Origin of the sequence: Salinicola acroporae (genome assembly GCF_003206615.1) — a bacterium.
GTDB lineage: Bacteria > Pseudomonadota > Gammaproteobacteria > Pseudomonadales > Halomonadaceae > Salinicola > Salinicola acroporae.
On the sequence record NZ_PZJW01000004.1, the window covers coordinates 508,854 to 527,609 of the forward strand.

Here is an 18,756-nt window from a genome sequence, read left to right on the forward strand (position 1 = left end):
TGCCGCCCAGGCAGCTCAGAAAGAGGGGATGGCCATGTAGCGATCCACGATGGCGTGCGCTGCCGCCCAGGCAGCTCAGAAAGCCCTACGCAGCGCGAGACAGTACCCGGCACGGTGCGCTGCCGCCCAGGCAGCTCAGAAAATCGCCAAAGAGACGGGTAAATAACGATGACTGTGCGCTGCCGCCCAGGCAGCTCAGAAAATATCACCAAGATCAAGAGAAACATCATACATGTGCGCTGCCGCCCAGGCAGCTCAGAAAATATCCCCAAGGCTGCGAGAGCTGACCTCAGCGTGCGCTGCCGCCCAGGCAGCTCAGAAAGACGGCCGCAAGATCAGCGCCGACTGGCTCAAGTGCGCTGCCGCCCAGGCAGCTCAGAAAAAATCGGCATCGTGATAGACAACCAGAACACCGTGCGCTGCCGCCCAGGCAGCTCAGAAAAATGCGAGCGCCTGGTCGGCGGTTTCTTCGACGTGCGCTGCCGCCCAGGCAGCTCAGAAAAGCAGCGCTGGGCAGCTACCTGATGACGAGAAGTGCGCTGCCGCCCAGGCAGCTCAGAAAATGACAACGAACTTGTGAATCAAAAATTTTATGTGCGCTGCCGCCCAGGCAGCTCAGAAATTGACGAATGCACGCTTGTGGCGTTCGATCAGGTGCGCTGCCGCCCAGGCAGCTCAGAAAATCAACACCACGAAGCCTTGATTTCTGACACGGTGCGCTGCCGCCCAGGCAGCTCAGAAACAGTCTTTCGTCTATGGTTCCGACGCCACCACGTGCGCTGCCGCCCAGGCAGCTCAGAAAAGGTCGCCCGAGTGAAGCAGCCCTAGTAGTTCGTGCGCCCCCGCCCAGGCAGCCCATAATGATATCGACCGAGGGAGGGAGCCGCTGGACGAGACCTCACTCCTCCAGCGCGTAATCGATCGTTGTCACCACCCTAACCCGCTTGATGTCGGGGGTGTAGCTGTCGACATCCTCGATCGAGAAGTAGCCTTGGTTGGCGCTGCGGATTTCGCCGACGCGACTGCCTGAGTCTCTGGCGAACTGCTGGGCGACGCCGCGTGCATCCTTGGTGGCTTCGGCGACCATCTCCGGCTTGATGTCATTGAGGCCGGTGAACAGGAATTCGGTGCGGTAGTCGTAGTTGGGTGATAGCACGACTCCGGCGCGGACCAGCTCTCCGGTCTGGGGCATCGCTTTCTTGACGTTATCCACCGCCGGCGTGCGCAGCAGCACCGTGGCTTCGGCCTGGTAGCGCTCGTCGGGCCGGTCGGCGCCGTAGAGATTGGCGAAGCGGTCGGTCACCTGGGGCGAGGTCACGGTGATGTTGTCGGTCTGGAAGCCTCGTTGGGTGAGAAACTCGCGAATGCGGCTCTCCTGTGTCGTCAACTCCTGCTGCAGCGTTTCCAGCTCGTTGGCGGTGACGGTGTAGTGCAGCGGCCAGAGTGCCATGTCCGCCGGTACCTCGCGCTCCGAAAGGCCCTTGACCGTGACGCTGCGACCGGCGTCACGCCAGGTTTCGGCGGCGTCCTCGATGTAGCTTCCGCCCCAGATCATGCCGATGGCCAGCAATCCGCCCAGAATGATCGCGCTCCGTGCCTGTCCCATTGGTTTCCCCTGTTTTCCGTACGCCGGCTGGCACCGTTATCGTAGCCGGTTGTGAGTGCCACAGGGCAGCCCGCGCGTGGCGGATGCGGATATTTTTCTATCAATCTCGGTGATAGACGACTTCACACCAACTGATTAGCCACCTAATAAACTGACCCCCATAATCTCTTCAACGGTCAGGCCAAGAGGCCGACCACGCAAACGAAGATGATTGGAGGTTTACCATGAAAACTCGCATTCTCGCCGCTGTCGCTCTGGCTATCGCACTTCCCGCTGCCGCTCAGGCCAATAGCGTCATGGAACAACGCGCTTTCGCTCAACAGCATGAAGCCCTCAATACCCAGGCGACCTCCCAGTACCAGTTGCTGCCAAGCGAGTATCGAATCAACACCGTCAGCGGTGGCCACAGCACCGCAGCCGACAACTCTCTGGCCTATGTCGCTGCTACGACCCAGCGGGCAACCGACATCGCGGGCGGCAACGATAGCCTGGTAGGCCAAGGCCAGAGCACGGCCGCTGCCCAGGCGCTGAAGAATGTGAATGGGGGCGGTAACAGCGAGCGGGGCAGCGTGGAAATGTCCTTCGCCAGCCTCGATTGACACCGACGACACACGATATCCCTGCGTTGCGCTCGTGCTGACGGGCGCAACGAATCGGTAGGCACTGCTTCGGGTCCTGCGACCTTCCAGTACCTCCAACTTCCCCGGTCCACCCCCTGGACCGGGGCTTTTTATGCCTGTGTATCTACTGCCCTGCGATCAGTCCTCGTCGTCCTCGGATGCCTGGAAAGCGCGCTTGTCGTCGGGCAGGCGGACCATGTCGCCCTTGGCGAGGTCCCCGTGGCTGTCGTGACGCTCACCGTCATCGCCGATCAGTGCCGCGACCTTGCCGATGCTGACGCCATCCTTGTAGGCCTCGACCTGAACGCGCACCGTCGCGCCGTGGTAGCGCGCGGTCAGCATCATCCCCGGTTGCGGGGTGACACGATGCTGTTCGTCCTTGGCGTAGTGGGCGTCGACACTGGCGCCGCCCGGCGCATCCCACTCGATATGCTTGTGCATGGCGTTCTCCTTGCCGTTAGAGTTGTCGCGGTTTCAGCGTAGCCGCTAATCGATTGATTTGCCGCCGGCATCGCAGGTTGCTTCACGCTCGGAGAGATCGCGACGGTGCCATGATCGGGCCGCTCGAGCACGCCGAAAGGTGAAGACACGAACGGTTACGGAGGCTTGTCTTTTGGACGGCTTGCCAGCAGAGTGAACGTGGTCTTTCGCAACCCAACAAAGAGCGACAACAGCGATGAAGAAGACAGTACTTGCACTCGCCATTGCGGCAACCACGGCATGTGCCGGTGTCGCGCAGGCGGATGTCAAAGTGGGATTTCTGGGGGGCTTCACCGGCGGTATCGAAAGCCTGACGCCGCCGATCTTCGATGGCGCCAAACTCGCGGTGCAGGAGATCAACGATCAGGGCGGCCTGCTGGATGGTGAAAAGATGGTCATGCCCTCGGGTGATACCACCTGTTCGGATGCCTCAGCCGCGTCCAACGCCGCCGACCGGCTGGTCAACAGCGAAAAGGTGACCGCGATCGTCGGCGCGCTGTGCACCGGTGCCACCATTGCCGCGGCCAACAATGCCGCGATTCCCGGCGGCGTGGTGATGGTGTCGCCGGCTTCCACGGCACCGGCGGTGACGGATCTCGATGACAACGATCTGGTCTTCCGCACCGTGCCCTCCGACGCCTTCCAGGGCGAGCAGTTGGCCAAGCTGCTGCTCTCCAAGGGGATCGAGGACGTCGCCGTGACCTACGTCAACAACGACTACGGCCAGGGCCTGGACGACGCGTTCACCAAGACGTTCGAGGCCGAAGGCGGCTCGATCTCCGCCAACCTGGCCCATGAGGACAACCGGGCGGACTATCGGTCGGAGATCGGCAAGCTCTCCTCCGGCGGCTCGCAGACGCTGGTGGTACTGGCCTACGCCGATACGTCCGGTCAGACGATCCTGCGCCAGGCCTACGAGAGCGGCGCCTTCACCCAATATGCCGGCGGCGACGGCATGGTCGGGAACGCGCTGGTCGATGCCGTGGGCGCCGACGTGCTGGAGGGCATGATCGCGACGCGTCCGGGCTCGCCGGACGTGCCTGGCTCGGATGTCTTCAACGATCTGGCCGAGAAAGCCGGCATCGACCCCAGCGCGGTGTTCGCGGCGCAGGCCTACGATGCCGCATTCCTGCTGGCGCTTGCCATCGAGAAGAACGGCAGTGCCGACCGTGAGGGCCTTTCCGAGGCGCTGCGTGACGTTGCCACGGCGCCGGGCGAGACGATCCTGCCGGGAGAGTGGGAGAAGGCCAAGAAGCTGATCGATGAAGGCAAGGAGATCAACTACGAAGGCGCCTCCGGCAGCGCTGAGTTCGACGACAACGGCGACGTGCCGGGCATCGTGGTCGAAATGGCGGTCGAGGATGGCAAGTTCGTGACCAAGGGTCCGATTGGTGAATAACTAGTGTGACCCAAGGGTTGATCGCCGACTGACCATTATCGGCGTCCACTCAGCAAAATCCCGAGCCTTGGCTCGGGATTTTGCGTTCGGGCCTGCCGAATCGGCAGGTCTCGGTGCGGTCGGCTTCAATCGTGGTGCGCGACCTTCTCCGGGATCAGCCCGCGCGGGGCGAAGCGCAGCACCAGCAGGATCAGCAGCCCGATCACGAACACTCTCGCCTGCAGGGCGCGGCTGTCGAGATTCCCCGGTTGCCAGTCGAACCAGTGCGCGCCCAGTGCGACGATGGCGTGCATCACGGCCAGCGCCATCGGCCCCGACATGATCCAGATCACGTAGACCAGCACCGCGCCAAACAGCGTGCCCAGGTTGTTGCCCGGACCGCCGAGGATCACCATCACCAGCACCAGGAAGGTGTGGTTGAGAGGCAGGTAGCCCTGCGGATCGAACAGGCCGTTGAAGCTGGTGAGTACCGCGCCACCGATCCCCATCAGGATACAGCCGAAGACGAAGATCTCCTGACGGCGACGATTGATCGATTTGCCCATGGCCGCGGCGGAAACCTCGTTGTCGCGGATGGCGCGGATCATGCGGCCCCAGGGGGCGTGATAGGCGCGATGGAGCAGAAAGAAGATCACCGCGATCATGACCACGGTCACCGACAGGTAGAGCGAACGGGCGGTCAGGAAGCCGACCTGGCCGGGGTCCGGTACCGGCCAGGGCAGGGGCGAGATGGTTGCAGTGCCGCGCGTGAGCCAGTCCGAATTCTTGAGGAACGCCTTGATGATCTCGGCGATCCCCAGTGTCGCGATGACCAGGTAGTCGCTGCGCAGGCCCAGGCAGATATGGCCGATGAAATAGCCGACGCCGCCGGCCAGGGCGCCACCGACGATCCAGCCCAGCCACACCGGCAGCCCCAGCCCGCCGATGAACTCCACCTGGGATTCGATATCACCGGTGACGCTGCGCAACCAGCTGATCACGACCAGGTAGCCGATGAGCCCGGCGACAATCGCGAGGGTCGTACGCAGTAGCTTGGGCACGCCGATGCGGTCGAGCCGGCTGATGGCGAACACGATCGCGGTGACCACGACCATCGCCAGCAGCACCCAGCCCAGCCGACCGGGAAGGTCGCTGGCCCAGAACGCGTGATTGACCGGGATGCTGAAGAACGTCGCCGAGAAACCGCCCAGGGCGACGAAGCCCATGATGCCGGCGTTGAACTGACCGGCGTAGCCCCACTGGATGGTCAAGCCGAGAGCCAGGATCGCGTAGCAGGAGGCTTCCACCAGCATGCGGGTGGAGTAGGCCGGGCCCATGGTCGCGAAGACGGCGAGGACCACGAGGGCGAGGCCGCCGAACAACACCAGTTCGCGGATCGGCAGCGTGCGACGATCGGAGGTCGCGGAAGAAGCAGGGCGTTGCGATGAGGGGGCAGTCATCAGATCACCTTCCCTTTGAAGATGCCGGTCGGGCGCCAGATCAGCACCGCCACCAGAATGAAGAAGGGCACCACGATCTTGTACTCGGTGCCCACCAGCGCCAGGTTATTGGGCAGTTCCAGCCAGGTCGGCAGGCTGTCCCGCAGCGGCCTGAGCAGTACCGACCAGTTGAAGACCGCCAGTGTCTCGGCGAAGCCGACCAGGAAGCCGCCGGCGATGGCGCCGTAGGGATGGCCGACGCCGCCGACGATGGCGGCGGCGAAGATCGGCAGCAGCAGGAAGAAGCTGAGGTCCGGCTTGAAGGCGACATCCAGCGACAGCAGCGTGCCGGCGATGGTGGCCAGCGACCCGGCAATGACCCAGGTCAGGGTAATGATCAGCTTGGTATTGATGCCGGAGGCGCGTGCCAGGTCGGGGTTGTCCGACATCGCCCGCATCGCCTTGCCCAGGCGGGCCCGGGTCAGGAACAGGTGCAGCCCGACCACGGCGACGATGGTGATCACGAACAGGATGATCTGCGGCTCGGTGAGGATGATCGGCCGGGTCACGCCTGGCACGTCGATACGAAAGATCTCCTTGCGCGCATCGACGTAGAGGTTCTGCGAGCCGGTGCCGGCGAACAGCCGGATCAGCCCCTGCAGCATCAGCGTGACGCCGAGCGAGGCGATCACCATCACGATCGGCTTGACGCCATGGCTTCGCAGCGGCTGGTAGAAGGCGCGATCGATGCCCACGGCCACCAGCGAGGTGAACGCCATCGCCACCGGCAGCATGACGATCGCGGTGGGCAGCCCGAGGGGGGCACCGGCGTGGGGGAACGCGAGTGTCAGCAGCAGCACGGCGAGGGTGCCGAGCGTCATCATGTCGGCATGGGCGAAGTGGGCGAAGCGCAGGATGCTGTAGATCAGCGTCACGCCGACGGCGCCGATGGCGTAGATGCAGCCGGTGACGCTGCCGGCCACCACCACGTAGTTGAAGAAATAGATCAGCTCATTCACGACGAAATCTCTCGTTGAAGACGGGCTTTCGCAAGCCTTGGCTCGCCAGCGGGACGACGGCGCTCAACCACCGAGGAAGCTCTTGGCCACTTGAGGATCGTTGAGCAGCGCTTCGCCGGTATCGCTGAACCGGTTCTGGCCGGCCGCGAGCACGAAGCCCTTGTGGGCGATGCGCAGCGCCTGCTTGGCGTTCTGCTCCACCATCAGCACGCCGACGCCGGCGGCACTGATGGTTTTCACCCGGTCGAATATCTCGTTCATGTAGCGTGGCGAGAGCCCGGCGGTGGGCTCGTCGAGCAGCAGCACGCTGGGTTCGTTCATCAGCGCCCGCCCCATGGCTACCATCTGGCGCTGGCCGCCGGAGAGTTCGCCGGCGGGCTGGCGACGCTTCTCCCGTAGCGGGGGGAAGAATTCGTAGATCTGCGCCTTGAGCCGCGAGACCGTGGCGGGCTTGAGAAACGCGCCCATTTCCAGGTTCTCCTCGACGGAGAGAGTCGCGAAGATGTTCTTCTCCTGCGGCACGAATCCCATGCCCATCTCCACCAGTTTGTGCGGTGAAAGATTGGTGATCGGCTTGCCGCGCAGTCGGATCTCGCCCTGGGTGATCGTCAGCAGGCCGAAGACCGCCTTGAGCATGGTCGATTTGCCGGCGCCGTTGGGGCCGACGATGACGCCGATTTCGTCGGCCTCAATCGTCATGTTGACCCCGTTGAGAATGTTCATGCCGCCGTAGCCGCCATGAACGTCAACTGCTTCGAGTAGTGGCATTGGGTGCTCTTTGTTATGGCTTGGCAATGGGTTGCCGTCGTGTCCCGATCCTGGCCTAGGCGGTCTCGGAACCAAAATAGGCTTCGATCACTTCCGGGTTGTTCTGGATCTCGCCGATCGAGCCTTCCATCATCACCTGGCCCTGGGCCAGCACGATCACTGGATCGCACAGGCGGCCGATCATGTCCATGTCGTGTTCGATGACCAGGAAGGTATAACCCAGCTCACGATTGAGCCGTTCGATATTGCCCATCAGGTCACCGAGCAGGGTGCGATTGACCCCGGCGGCGATCTCGTCGAGCAGTACCACCTCGGCGTCGGTCATCATGGTCCGGCCGAGTTCGAGCAGCTTCTTCTGGCCGCCGGAGAGGTTGCCGGCCAGCTCGTTGCGGACATGCGACAGGCCGACGAAATCGAGCACCTCGAGGGCGCGACGGCGGACCTCGGCCTCCTGACGCCGAACCTCCCCGGGTTTCAGCCAGGTGCTGAACAGGTTCTCGCCTTCCTGCCGAGGCGGAACCATCATCAGGTTCTCCAGCGAGGTCAGGTGGCTGAACTCGTGGGCGATCTGGAAGGTGCGCAGCAGCCCGCGGTGGAAGCGCTGGTTGGCGGAGAGGTGGGTGATCGCCTGGCCGTTGAGCAGGACCTCGCCGCTGTCGGGCGCGAGGCTGCCGGCGATGATGTTGAACAGCGTCGATTTACCGGCGCCGTTGGGACCGATCATGCCGGTGATGGAGCCCTTGGCGACCTGGATGGAGCAGCCGTCGATGACCGTGAGGCCGCCGAACGACTTGCGGATGTTGCGGACATCGATGATCGGCGTCATCGCGTCTCCCCCGAGCATTTATTGATATTGTCCTGGCGCGCCGTTGGGGGGCGCCTGTCTCTGTCTACCGCGATCTCGACCTCGTTGCGCCCGCTCGCGGCGTGCGTGAAGAGGCGGAATGCCGGTGTCTTGTAGCCTTGATGTTGCCGATTGTACAGCCGTCGGTCGCCATGAGTAGTCTTTCTTAATCAACGCTACGCTGGCCAAACGACGACACCCGCCGAAGGGCGGGTGTCGTCGTTATTGCCACTGCGATCTGACGGCAGTGGAGGCTCGCGGGGCGATCAGCCTTTCTTGCCGGCCCGCTTGCGCTCGTTTTCGGTCAGGTGCTTCTTGCGCAGACGAATGAAGCTCGGGGTGATCTCGACCAGTTCGTCGTCGTCGAGGAACTCGATCGCCTGCTCCAGGGTGAAGCGAATCGGCGGCGTCAGCACGATGTTCTCGTCGTTGCCGGAGGCGCGCATGTTGTCGAGCTTCTTGCCCTTGGTCGGGTTGACCACCATGTCGTTGGCGCGGTTGTTGATGCCGATCAGCATGCCTTCGTAGACCTCGGTGCCGTGGTCGACGATCAGCTTGCCGCGCTCCTGCAGGGTGTAGAGCGCATAGGCCAGCGCCTTGCCCGGCACCATCGACACTAGCACGCCGTTACGACGTTCGATCGCGGCGTCCGGCTTGAGCGGGCCGTAGTGATCGAAGCGGCTGGTCAGGATGCCGGTACCGGAAGTCAGCGTCAGGAACTGGCCACGGAAGCCGATCAGGCCACGTGCCGGGATGATGAAGTCCAGGCGCACCCGGCCCTTGCCGTCCGGGTTCATGTTGGAGAGCTCGCCCTTGCGGTAGCCGAGCTCTTCCATCACCGCGCCCTGGTGCTGCTCTTCGCAGTCGATGATGACTTCTTCGTAGGGCTCCTGCTTGACGCCGTCGATCTCGCGGATGATGACCTCGGGGCGGCCGACGGCCAGTTCGAAGCCTTCGCGACGCATGGTCTCGATCAGCACCGACAGGTGCAGTTCGCCACGTCCGGAGACCTTGAACTTCTCGGAGGACTCGCCCTGCTCGACGCGCAGCGCGACGTTGTGGATCAGTTCCTGCTCGAGGCGATCCTTGATGTTGCGGCTGGTGACGTACTTGCCATCCTTGCCGGCGAACGGCGAATCGTTGACCTGGAAGGTCATCGAGACGGTCGGCTCGTCGACGGAGAGCGGCGGCAGCGCTTCGACATTGTTGACGTCGCACAGCGTGTCGGAGATCGCCAGGTTGTCGATACCGGTGATGCAGACGATGTCGCCGGCGGTGGCTTCGTTGGTCTGGACGCGCTCCAGGCCCATGTGGGTCATGACCTGGCCGATCTTGCCCTTGCGAACGGCGCCTTCCTTGGTGATGACGCTGATCTGCTGGCTCGGCTTGACGCTGCCGCGCTTGATGCGGCCCAGGCCGATGACGCCGACGTAGCTGTTGTAGTCCAGCGCCGAAATCTGCATCTGGAACGGGCCGTCGAGCTCGACCTTGGGCGGCTCGACGATGTCGACGATGCTCTTGAACATCGGCGTCATGTCTTCGGCCATGGCGTCCGGCTCCATGCCGGCGATGCCGTTGAGCGCGGAGCAGTAGATGATCGGGAAGTCGAGCTGCTCGTCGGTGGCGCCGAGGTTGTCGAACAGATCGAAGATCTGGTCGATGACCCAGTCCGGGCGCGCGCCGGGGCGGTCGATCTTGTTGACCACGACGATCGGCTTGAGACCCTGGGCGAATGCCTTCTGGGTCACGAAGCGGGTCTGCGGCATCGGGCCGTCGACGGCGTCGACCAGCAGCAGTACGGAGTCGACCATGGACATGACGCGTTCGACTTCACCACCGAAGTCGGCGTGTCCCGGGGTGTCGACGATATTGATGTGGTAGTCGCGGCCGTTGCCGTCGTTCCAGCGGATCGCGGTGTTCTTGGCCAAGATGGTGATGCCGCGTTCCTTCTCCTGGTCGTTGGAGTCCATGATCCGCTCCTGGCCTTCGGCCTTGCGGTCCAGGGTGCCGGATTGGCTCAGGAGCTTGTCGACCAGTGTCGTCTTGCCATGGTCGACGTGGGCGATAATGGCAATGTTCCTAATGCTCTCGATACGAGCGTTAGAGGCGTTGTCACTCATGGGGCGGTTTCCATCGTAAAATGTGTGCGCCCATGTCTAGGGGCTGTTGACGTTTCAGCGCGAACCGCGGTGCTGCGCCGCATGGCGCCATTTGCCGCGTAACCCGAAGGGCCGGGCCAGTGTTTGCGTGGTGCTGCGTTATTCGTCATTCATTTGGAATGACCAAACTACGCTCTTTACGCTTTGCCCCGCACAATCACTGGCTCCGGCGCGGCCGTGCATGAAACGCCGACAGCCCCTAAGTCGATGATCCGCGCTCTAGCGCTGGATCGACGAGTCCCCTGGGCACTGAGTAGGAGGGTCGGGCGCGCATTGTACAGGCAAGCGCGCGACACTGGCTACTTTAGTCTATCGGTGCCATTCGCGGGCTTTTTCGACGACGATCCCGTCGCCGCCCGTGCGCCTCGACGACTTCGAAAGCGGCGTGCCAATCCATTGAAAAGCGAGGGTTTCATGTCGTCGGAGGAAGGAGAGCGGGAGCGCGCGGCACGAATCATCGGATGGGTCCGTGCCGACGCCTGGCGCCTGGATGTGCTGCGCCAGGCGCGCGCGTTGCGTCTCCCCGACTGGTGGCTGGCCGCCGGCTTCGTGCGCAACCTGGTCTGGGATCGCCTGCATGGCTATTCGCCATCGACGCCGCTGAACGATATCGATCTCGTCTACTTCGATGCCGCCCACGTCGACACGTCTGTCGACCGGGCCCTCGAGGCCGAACTCCGGCGGGTTGCCTCGCGACCCTGGTCGGTCAAGAACCAGGCGCGGATGCACGAGCGCCATGGGCATCGCCCCTACACCTCTATAGAGGAAGCGTTGAGCGTGTGGGTCGAGTGTGAAACGGCGGTGGCGGTGACCCTCGATGAGGATGACGGCATTCGCCTGGCGGCTCCCCTTGGCACGGCCTCGCTGCTGTCGGGTCAGGTGACGCACAACCCGCGGCATGGCGATCGCGAAGTGTTTCGACGCCGTGTCGTTGCCAAGGGGTGGCAGCGCCGCTGGCCGGGACTCGATATTCAGGGGTTGTGAGAGGTGCTACGAGGGCAGATTGCCCAGCAGCCAGTCGAACAGTCTCCCCTGGCTGTTGGCGACCGGCTGCGTAATGACGAAGCGCGGCAATAGCACCGTGTCGATCGGTGGCTCGAGCCAGCCCGTGCGGTGCGTCAGCACTCGTTCGATGCCGGCGCTGGCCGCCAACCGCGCCAGCCCCTCGCCTGTCTCTGCCGAGGTGCTGGTGGCGATGCGAAGCGGATGGCGGCACAGAACCGCCAACTGGTGCTGGCTCTCGCGGAGCTGCACGAGGGCGGCAGCGTCTCGGGTCGTGGCGTGAGCGGGGATCAGGCTGCCGAAGCGGAACAGGCCGCCCTGTTCCAGACGGCGGATACTGAAGGCGTCCAGGGTTTCGTCGGCGAACGCTGGATCGCTATCCAGCGCCGAGGCGACGGCATGCAAGGTGGTGGCGTCCTGGGAGTGATCGAGCTCGGCGACATAGTTCCTGATCGCCTGGCTGTAGCGCTCGTCCCGCTGCGTACCGGCGGCGGGCGGCGCCGGCAGGCCTGCCTCGGCGAGCAGGCGCTTTGCGTTTTCGGCCGTTTCCTGGCCCCAGAGGGCTTCGCCGATGGCTTCTTGCCATGAGCTCCAGGCCCTTTTGGTGACCGGACCGGGAAGAAACACATTGGCCGGCAACGTCAGGCGCTCCAGGGTCGGCGACACCTGTTTCAGCGTATCGCGCCAGCCACCGTCGAAGGTAAGGGCGATGCGCGGCAGCTGGTCGTGATGCAACTGCAGCACGCTCTCCAGGCTGACGATCTGCGCACTCTCGCTGAGGCTCTCCAGCAGATGACGAAAGCTATCCGGCCCCAGGCACCAGTCGGCTCTGTGAGGCAAGCGTGCCTCGGCTTCATCGTCCAGCACGCGATTCAGCGCGAGAATGGCGCTCCGCCCCCACAACGGCTCACTCAGGCTGAGACGCCAGTGACCGCGTAGACGCTGTACCACATCCTGTGTGCGATCCAGCCTAGACATGGGCCATTCCATTACTCGAGTCGTCGATCGCCATCAACGGATGGCTTCTCTCTACAGTATCCGTTGCCTATCGATTTTCGGCAAAGGTTGCGAAGCGGATTCGTGAGCTTTCTTTTTTGGTGCAACGAGGCGTTGCTGTGCTCCAAATTGGTGCTTCTAAGGAGTTTGAGTCACTCACTTGGAAAGGAACCGGCGGAGATGACGCCCGTGGGCATCGGGAAGATTTTCGATAAAGCAATTTTAATCAATTACTTATTATTGAGCGTCCGGCCCTTGCCTCATTTTGGCACATTCTCTGCATAGTTATGTAAAAACGGTGTGCGCGTGGGCAAGAGCGCCGACTTCGTGCTACAAAACACGCACGCCACAAAACGGTGTTGGATATTCGCCAACGAATCGAGCCATGGCTCACAGTGGAGGACAACATGTCTGAGAAAACCCTCGCCCTTATCGAAGAACACGACGTCAAGTGGGTGGATCTGCGCTTTACCGACACCAAGGGCAAGGAGCAGCACGTCACGATTCCTGCCAGCGCCGTCGATGCGGAATTCTTCGAGGACGGTCAGATGTTCGACGGCTCTTCCATCGAAGGCTGGAAGGGCATCAATGAGTCCGACATGATTCTGCGCCCGGAAGATGGCACCGCCTTCCTCGATCCGTTCACCGAAGACTCCACGCTGATCCTGCGCTGCGACATCATCGAGCCGGCAACGATGCAGGGCTACGAGCGCGATCCGCGCTCCATCGCCAAGCGTGCCGAGGCCTATCTGGCCAGCACCGGCCTTGGCGACACCGCCTTCTTCGGCCCGGAGCCCGAATTCTTCATCTTCGACGAGGTGCACTGGAAGTCCGATATCGAAGGCTCCATGTACAAGATCTCCTCCGAAGAGGGTGCCTGGTCCACCGACCGTCAGGTCGAGGGTGGTAACCTGGCGCACCGTCCGCGGGTCAAGGGCGGCTACTTCCCGGTGCCGCCGGTCGACAGCTTCCACGACATCCGCAGCGCGATGTGTAACACGCTGCAGGCCGTTGGCCAGGCAGTCGAGGTGCATCACCACGAAGTGGCGAATGCCGGTCAGAACGAGATCGGGGTCAAGTTCAACACGCTGGTGAAGAAAGCCGACGAAGTGCAGCAGCTCAAGTATGTGGTGCACAACGTGGCTCATGCCTACGGCAAGACGGCCACTTTCATGCCCAAGCCGCTGGTGGGCGACAACGGTTCCGGCATGCACGTCCACCAGTCGTTCTGGAAGGATGGCTCCAACCAGTTCGCGGGTGACGAATACGCCGGCCTGTCCGAAATGGCGCTGTATTACATTGGCGGCATCATCAAGCACGCACGTGCCCTGAACGCCTTCACCAACGCGTCGACCAACTCCTACAAGCGCCTGGTGCCGGGCTTCGAAGCGCCGGTCATGCTGGCCTACAGTGCGCGCAACCGCTCCGCGTCGATTCGGATTCCGTACACTGCCAGCCCGAAAGGCAAGCGCGTCGAGTGCCGGTTCCCCGACCCGACCGCCAACCCGTATCTCGCTTTCGCCGCCATGCTGATGGCCGGTATCGACGGCATCAAGAACAAGATCCATCCTGGCGATGCCATGGACAAGAACTTGTACGACCTGCCGCCGGAAGAGGGCAAGAAGATCCCGACCGTCGCGACCAGTCTCGATCAGGCACTGGAAGCGCTGAATTCCGATCGTGCCTTCCTGACCGAAGGTGGCGTGTTCACCGACGAGATGATCGATGCCTACATCGAGCTGAAGGGTGAAGACGTCGAGCGCCTGCGCCTGGCGACGCACCCGGTCGAGTTCGATCTCTACTACAGCGTCTGAAGCTCGAGCCCAGCAGGCCCGGTGCCTTGCAGAAAGAGAGCCCCACTTCGGTGGGGCTTTTTCGTGGGGCCGTCTTCCGGAATGCTGCCCATGGCAGGCCTGGGTAAAGCGGGGCGCGTGGCAGGAGATCCCGGACAAGTGAAGGATCGAAGCCGCCGGCCGATAACAGGGTGATCGACAGGGGAGCGCCAACTGATGCGCACGAGGATGCTGGTATCGGTGATATCGATTTGCCTGGTGGCCGGGGCCGCTTCGTCCGCGATGGCGGCATCGGTCTACCGGCATGTCGACGCTGCGGGTAACGTGGTCTACAGCGACGAACCGGGGGCGGGCACGCGCGTCGATCTCAAGCCGATCACGGTGGTCGATCCCACCGAGGTCGAGCCAAGTGCGGACTCTCGCCAATCGGTCACGCCCGAGGCTCCGGCGGTGGAGTACGAGCGCTTCGTGATCACCCGTCCGCAGAACCAACAGACGCTGCCGACCGGACAAGCGGGAGACGTCCAGGTCAGGTTGGCGATCGAGCCCGCGTTGCAGCGGGGCGACCGTGTCCAACTGAGGGTGGACGGCAAGGTGAGCCAGTCGCCGATGCACACCAGCGTCTTCGTGCTGACTCAGTTGCCGCGAGGCGAGCATCAGCTTCAGGCCGATCTGGTCGATGCCCAGGGGCAGGTGAGGCTTTCGACGCCACCAGTGACGCTCTACGTACAGCGTGCCAGCATCAACCTGCCGGCCAATCCCAACAATCCCGATCGTGGAAACAGTCCCAATCGTGGAAAGTAGTGTCGTCTACATCGACGCCATGCCTCCAATCGGTTGCCACAGTCTGCAGCGTTTGCACTATTTTGGTGAATGAAATCCCGATTTTTATCCGGACCTCCCCGTCGATGGGCGAAATCGGGGAGTGGCGCGGTTTTTGCACTGTATAAGCACGTACCGGATCACCACGATGGAACAACGCATGTATCAACGTTTGCTGGAGCATCTGACGACCGCCGTCCTGTTACTCGACGAGCGGCTTCACGTGCGCTGGCTCAACCCTGCGGCCGAAGCACTGTTGGCGGCGAGCCGGCCCCGGGTGGTCGGTCAGTGGCTGGAGTGCCTCAATGGCGAGGATGGCAGTGTCCGCCAGGTTCTGCACAAGGCAATGCAGGAATTCCATCCCTATACGCAACGCGAAGCGGCACTGGTGCTGGCCGCGGGGGACGTGATCACGGTGGATTTCACCGCTACGCCGATCACCAGTCGCGAACTGCTGCTGGAGATCGAGCCGCGGGATCGATTGCTGCGCATCTCGCGGGAGGAGGCCCTGATCGCGCGACAGGAGACGGTCAAGGTGCTGATGCGGGGGCTCGCCCACGAGGTCAAGAATCCACTGGGCGGCATTCGTGGCGCGGCCCAATTGCTGGAACGTGATCTTCCCGACCCGCAGCTCACCGAGTTCACCCGGATCATCGTCGAGGAGGCGGATCGCCTGCGGGACCTGGTCGACCGCATGCTCGGCCCCAACACGCTGGTGCGTCATGAGCCGCTCAACGTGCACAAGGTGCTGGAGCGCGTTCGGGCACTGCTCGAGGTGGAACATCACCAGTTGCGCTTCGAGCGCGACTACGATCCGAGCGTGCCGGATCTGGTCGGCGACGAGGCGCAGCTGATCCAGGCGGTTCTCAACATCGCGCGCAACGCCGTTCAGGCGATGGAGGAGTTCGGTACGCCCAAGCCTCGCCTGCTGCTGCGGACTCGCGTCCGCCGTCAGTTCACCCTCGGCGTAGAGCGCCACCGGCTGGTCTGCGAGGTCGCGGTGAGCGACAACGGCCCCGGTATTCCCGAGCATATCCGCGAAACGCTGTTCTTCCCCATGGTCTCCGGGCGTGCCGAGGGCAGCGGCCTGGGATTGTCCATCGCGCAGTCGATCCTGCATCAGCATCAAGGCCTGATCGAGTGCGACTCCCATCCGGGGGCCACCGAATTCCGGTTATTGATCCCCTTCGAGGCGCCACAGTGAGTATGTCGGCTCGCTATATCGTTGCCGAGTCAGGCGAGTGGCCCACATCGACGTCGCCAAGCACGCGATTCACCGTTCTGCTGGAGAACTGCCATGACTGAAGTCGCCCGTATCGCGATTGTCGATGACGATCGCGCTATCCGCTGGGTCCTGGAAAGGGCGCTGGCACAACCGGATCTCGAGGTGCAGTCCTTCGAGCGTGCCGACGCGGCACTCGAAGCGATCGAGCGACAGCCGCCGGACGTGCTCCTGACCGATATCCGCATGCCGGGGCTCGACGGTCTCGACCTGATGGCCAAGGTCCGCGAGATGCATCCCGACCTGCCGGTGATCGTGATGACGGCGCACTCGGATCTGGATAGCGCGGTCGCTTCCTACCAGGGAGGCGCCTTCGAGTATCTGCCCAAGCCGTTCGATGTGGACGACGCGCTGGCGCTGGTGCGGCGTGGCGTTGCCCATGCCCGGGAGCGGCGCTCGCCGGCGGCGATGCCGGAAGGGCTCTCGGCCGAGATCATCGGCGAGGCGCCGGCGATGCAGGAGGTATTTCGCGCCATCGGTCGGCTGTCGCAGTCGCATATCACGGTGTTGATCAACGGCGAGTCGGGGACCGGCAAGGAGCGTGTCGCCCAGGCCCTGCACCAGCATAGTCCGCGCAGCGGTCACCCGTTCATCGCGCTCAACATGGCGGCGATTCCCAAGGACCTGATGGAGTCGGAGCTGTTCGGCCATGAAAAGGGGGCCTTCACCGGCGCCGCCGCCCAGCGCCGCGGGCGCTTCGAGCAGGCCGACGGCGGTACGCTGTTCCTCGATGAGATCGGCGACATGCCCGCCGATACGCAGACGCGGCTGCTGCGCGTGCTGGCGGATGGCGAGTTCTATCGGGTCGGTGGCCACGTGCCGGTCAAGGTGGATGTGCGGATCATCGCCGCGACCCACCAAAACCTGGAAAAACTGGTGACGGAAGGCCGTTTTCGCGAGGATCTGTTCCACCGGCTGAATGTGATTCGCGTTCACCTGCCGCGGTTGTCGGAGCGTCGCGAGGACATTCCCCGGCTGGCCCAGCATTTTCTCGCCGAGGCCGCCAAGGAGCTCTCCACGGAACCCAAGGTCCTGACCCGCGACGCCGAGACGCATCTCACGCATCTCCCTTGGCCGGGCAATGTGCGGCAATTGGAAAACACCTGTCGCTGGCTGACCGTCATGGCCTCTGGTCGGGAAGTGCTGGTCGATGATCTGCCGCCGGAACTGCGCGAGCTCGAGGGGACCGAAGCGCCCAGCGGAGACTGGCGCAACGCGTTCCGCGAATGGGCGGATCGGGCGCTGGCGTCTGGCCACACGCATCTGCTCGAGGAGGCGATGCCGGATTTCGAGCGAATCCTGATCGAAACCGCCTTGAAGCATACCGGCGGGCGCAAGGGGGAGGCCGCCGAGCTGCTGGGCTGGGGCCGCAATACCTTGACTCGAAAGGTGAAAGTGCTCCTGCCAGCGCTCGCGGATGAATAGGCCCAGTGCTGGCCAACGCGCTTGACTGACCGCCTGTGGGTCACGTTCGTCGACGTTGTCTTCAGGTGCTGCTGGGGCCAAGAGCGACCAAAGTCGCGCTTTTTCGACATGGCTTGGCCAGAGTAGGCTCGCGTAACCAACTGAAAACTGGTTTGACGAGGCCGCTCCTGCCATGGATCCGTATCAGTCGATACCCGCCCGGGTGCAGGTCACCGAGGTGGGACTCCGCGATGGGCTGCAGAACGAAGCCAGACGACTGAGCACCGATGAAAAGGTGACCCTGGCACGGTCGCTGGTCGCGGCCGGGGTTCGCGAGTTCGAGCTGACCTCGTTCGTCAGCCCGCGAGCGGTACCGGCGCTGGCTGATGCCACGGAACTGGTGAGGGCGCTGGCCGACATCCCCGACGTGCACTGGTCGGCGCTGGTTCCCAACGTCCGCGGCGCCGAGCGCGCGCTCGAGGCGGGTATCGACTCGGTGGTGCTGTTCGTGTCGGCCTCGGAGACCCACAACGCCAAGAACGTCAACCGCGACGTTGCCACCTCGCTTGCCGGTTTCGCCGAGATCGCGCGTCTGCTCGACGGTAGCGGCGTCGAACTGCGCGGCGCCATCGCCACGGCCTTCGGTTGCCCGTTCGAGGGCGACATCGACGTCACCGCGGTGGGCGACATCGCCCGCGCCTTCGCCGACCTTGGCGTTCGCCGCTTAGCGCTGGGCGACACGACCGGCATGGCGACGCCACCCCTGGTCAGCGAGCGAATTCTTCACCTGCGCGAGGTGGCGCCCTCCCTCTCTCCGACGCTGCATTTCCACAATACCCGTGGCATCGGGCTGGCCAACGTGATGCAGGGCCTGTCGCTCGGAGTCGACCGCTACGAGAGCGCCATCGGCGGGCTGGGCGGATGCCCCTTCGCCCCCGGCGCCACCGGCAATATTGCCAGCGAGGACCTGGTCTATCTGCTCACCGAGATGGGCATCGGCACCGGTATCGAGCTGGCAGCGCTGATCGAGGCGGGTCAACTGGCCACCCAATTGATAGGGCGGCCGCTGCCAGCGCAGGTCACCAAGGCCGGACGGCGACTGGCGCTCAACGGCAGCGACGCCGTCGCCACGGCACGGGGATGA

16 protein-coding genes and 1 CRISPR repeat array (1 of these 17 cut by a window edge) are annotated in these 18,756 nt (G+C 63.5%); of the genes, 8 read left to right on the top strand and 8 right to left on the bottom strand.

The window, feature by feature from the left end; genetic code table 11:
* Positions 1-862: direct repeats of the CRISPR family, unit length 28 nt; unit sequence GTGCGCTGCCGCCCAGGCAGCTCAGAAA; it begins 2,888 nt to the left of the window's first position.
* Positions 863-898: 36 nt separating this feature from the next.
* Positions 899-1,606: an SIMPL domain-containing protein gene (locus DOM54_RS07815; RefSeq protein WP_110715776.1), complete on the bottom strand. Its 708-nt coding sequence runs from the start codon at positions 1,604-1,606 to the stop codon at positions 899-901.
* Positions 1,607-1,830: 224 nt separating this feature from the next.
* Between DOM54_RS07815 and DOM54_RS07820 the strand changes: the two genes are divergently transcribed.
* Positions 1,831-2,205 carry a hypothetical protein gene (locus DOM54_RS07820; protein WP_110709878.1) on the top strand — a complete coding sequence of 125 codons (375 nt, stop codon included), beginning with the start codon at positions 1,831-1,833 and terminating at the stop codon, positions 2,203-2,205.
* A gap of 159 nt (positions 2,206-2,364) precedes the next feature.
* On the opposite strand, the gene DOM54_RS07825 is transcribed toward DOM54_RS07820, so the two are convergent.
* Positions 2,365-2,667, bottom strand: a complete 303-nt coding sequence (locus tag DOM54_RS07825; protein ID WP_110715777.1) for a hypothetical protein — start codon at positions 2,665-2,667, stop codon at positions 2,365-2,367.
* A gap of 235 nt (positions 2,668-2,902) precedes the next feature.
* Between DOM54_RS07825 and DOM54_RS07830 the strand changes: the two genes are divergently transcribed.
* A complete protein-coding gene (locus tag DOM54_RS07830; RefSeq protein WP_110715778.1) occupies positions 2,903-4,105 on the top strand; it encodes an ABC transporter substrate-binding protein in 1,203 nt (400 codons plus the stop codon).
* A 125-nt stretch (positions 4,106-4,230) separates the two neighbouring features.
* Here the strand turns inward: DOM54_RS07830 and DOM54_RS07835 are convergent, their stop codons facing one another.
* From DOM54_RS07835 to typA, 5 genes are all read right to left on the bottom strand, one after another.
* Positions 4,231-5,544, bottom strand: a complete 1,314-nt coding sequence (locus DOM54_RS07835; RefSeq protein ID WP_110715779.1) for a branched-chain amino acid ABC transporter permease — start codon at positions 5,542-5,544, stop codon at positions 4,231-4,233.
* Positions 5,544-6,542 (bottom strand): branched-chain amino acid ABC transporter permease, encoded by a 999-nt coding sequence (locus DOM54_RS07840; protein ID WP_110715780.1) that lies wholly within the window; start codon positions 6,540-6,542, stop codon positions 5,544-5,546. The genes DOM54_RS07835 and DOM54_RS07840 overlap by 1 nt, the downstream gene beginning before the upstream one ends.
* 63 nt (positions 6,543-6,605) lie before the next feature.
* Entirely contained in the window at positions 6,606-7,310 is a 705-nt protein-coding gene (locus DOM54_RS07845; RefSeq protein WP_110715781.1) for an ABC transporter ATP-binding protein, read from the bottom strand.
* Between the two features lie 55 nt (positions 7,311-7,365).
* Entirely contained in the window at positions 7,366-8,136 is a 771-nt protein-coding gene (locus tag DOM54_RS07850; protein ID WP_110715782.1) for an ABC transporter ATP-binding protein, read from the bottom strand.
* A 284-nt stretch (positions 8,137-8,420) separates the two neighbouring features.
* Complete coding sequence (gene typA / locus DOM54_RS07855; protein ID WP_110715783.1) at positions 8,421-10,274, bottom strand: translational GTPase TypA; 1,854 nt, start codon at positions 10,272-10,274, stop codon at positions 8,421-8,423.
* Between the two features lie 453 nt (positions 10,275-10,727).
* On the opposite strand from typA, the gene DOM54_RS07860 reads away from it, so the two are divergent.
* Entirely contained in the window at positions 10,728-11,297 is a 570-nt protein-coding gene (locus DOM54_RS07860) for a nucleotidyltransferase family protein (RefSeq protein WP_110715784.1), read from the top strand.
* Between the two features lie 6 nt (positions 11,298-11,303).
* Here the strand turns inward: DOM54_RS07860 and DOM54_RS07865 are convergent, their stop codons facing one another.
* Entirely contained in the window at positions 11,304-12,293 is a 990-nt protein-coding gene (locus DOM54_RS07865; protein WP_110715785.1) for a polysaccharide deacetylase family protein, read from the bottom strand.
* 425 nt (positions 12,294-12,718) lie between these two features.
* Here DOM54_RS07865 and glnA point away from each other — a divergent pair, with 425 nt between their 5' ends.
* From glnA to DOM54_RS07890, 5 genes are all read left to right on the top strand, one after another.
* Positions 12,719-14,125: a glutamate--ammonia ligase gene (glnA, locus tag DOM54_RS07870; protein ID WP_110715786.1), complete on the top strand. Its 1,407-nt coding sequence runs from the start codon at positions 12,719-12,721 to the stop codon at positions 14,123-14,125.
* Between the two features lie 195 nt (positions 14,126-14,320).
* Positions 14,321-14,908 carry a DUF4124 domain-containing protein gene (locus DOM54_RS07875; protein ID WP_240613811.1) on the top strand — a complete coding sequence of 196 codons (588 nt, stop codon included), beginning with the start codon at positions 14,321-14,323 and terminating at the stop codon, positions 14,906-14,908.
* A 178-nt stretch (positions 14,909-15,086) separates the two neighbouring features.
* Positions 15,087-16,130 carry a nitrogen regulation protein NR(II) gene (gene glnL / locus DOM54_RS07880; RefSeq protein ID WP_110715788.1) on the top strand — a complete coding sequence of 348 codons (1,044 nt, stop codon included), beginning with the start codon at positions 15,087-15,089 and terminating at the stop codon, positions 16,128-16,130.
* Positions 16,131-16,223: 93 nt separating this feature from the next.
* A complete protein-coding gene (gene glnG, locus DOM54_RS07885; protein WP_110709884.1) occupies positions 16,224-17,633 on the top strand; it encodes a nitrogen regulation protein NR(I) in 1,410 nt (469 codons plus the stop codon).
* A gap of 172 nt (positions 17,634-17,805) precedes the next feature.
* Positions 17,806-18,756, top strand: coding sequence for a hydroxymethylglutaryl-CoA lyase (locus DOM54_RS07890; RefSeq protein ID WP_110715789.1), 951 nt, complete (start codon positions 17,806-17,808; stop codon positions 18,754-18,756).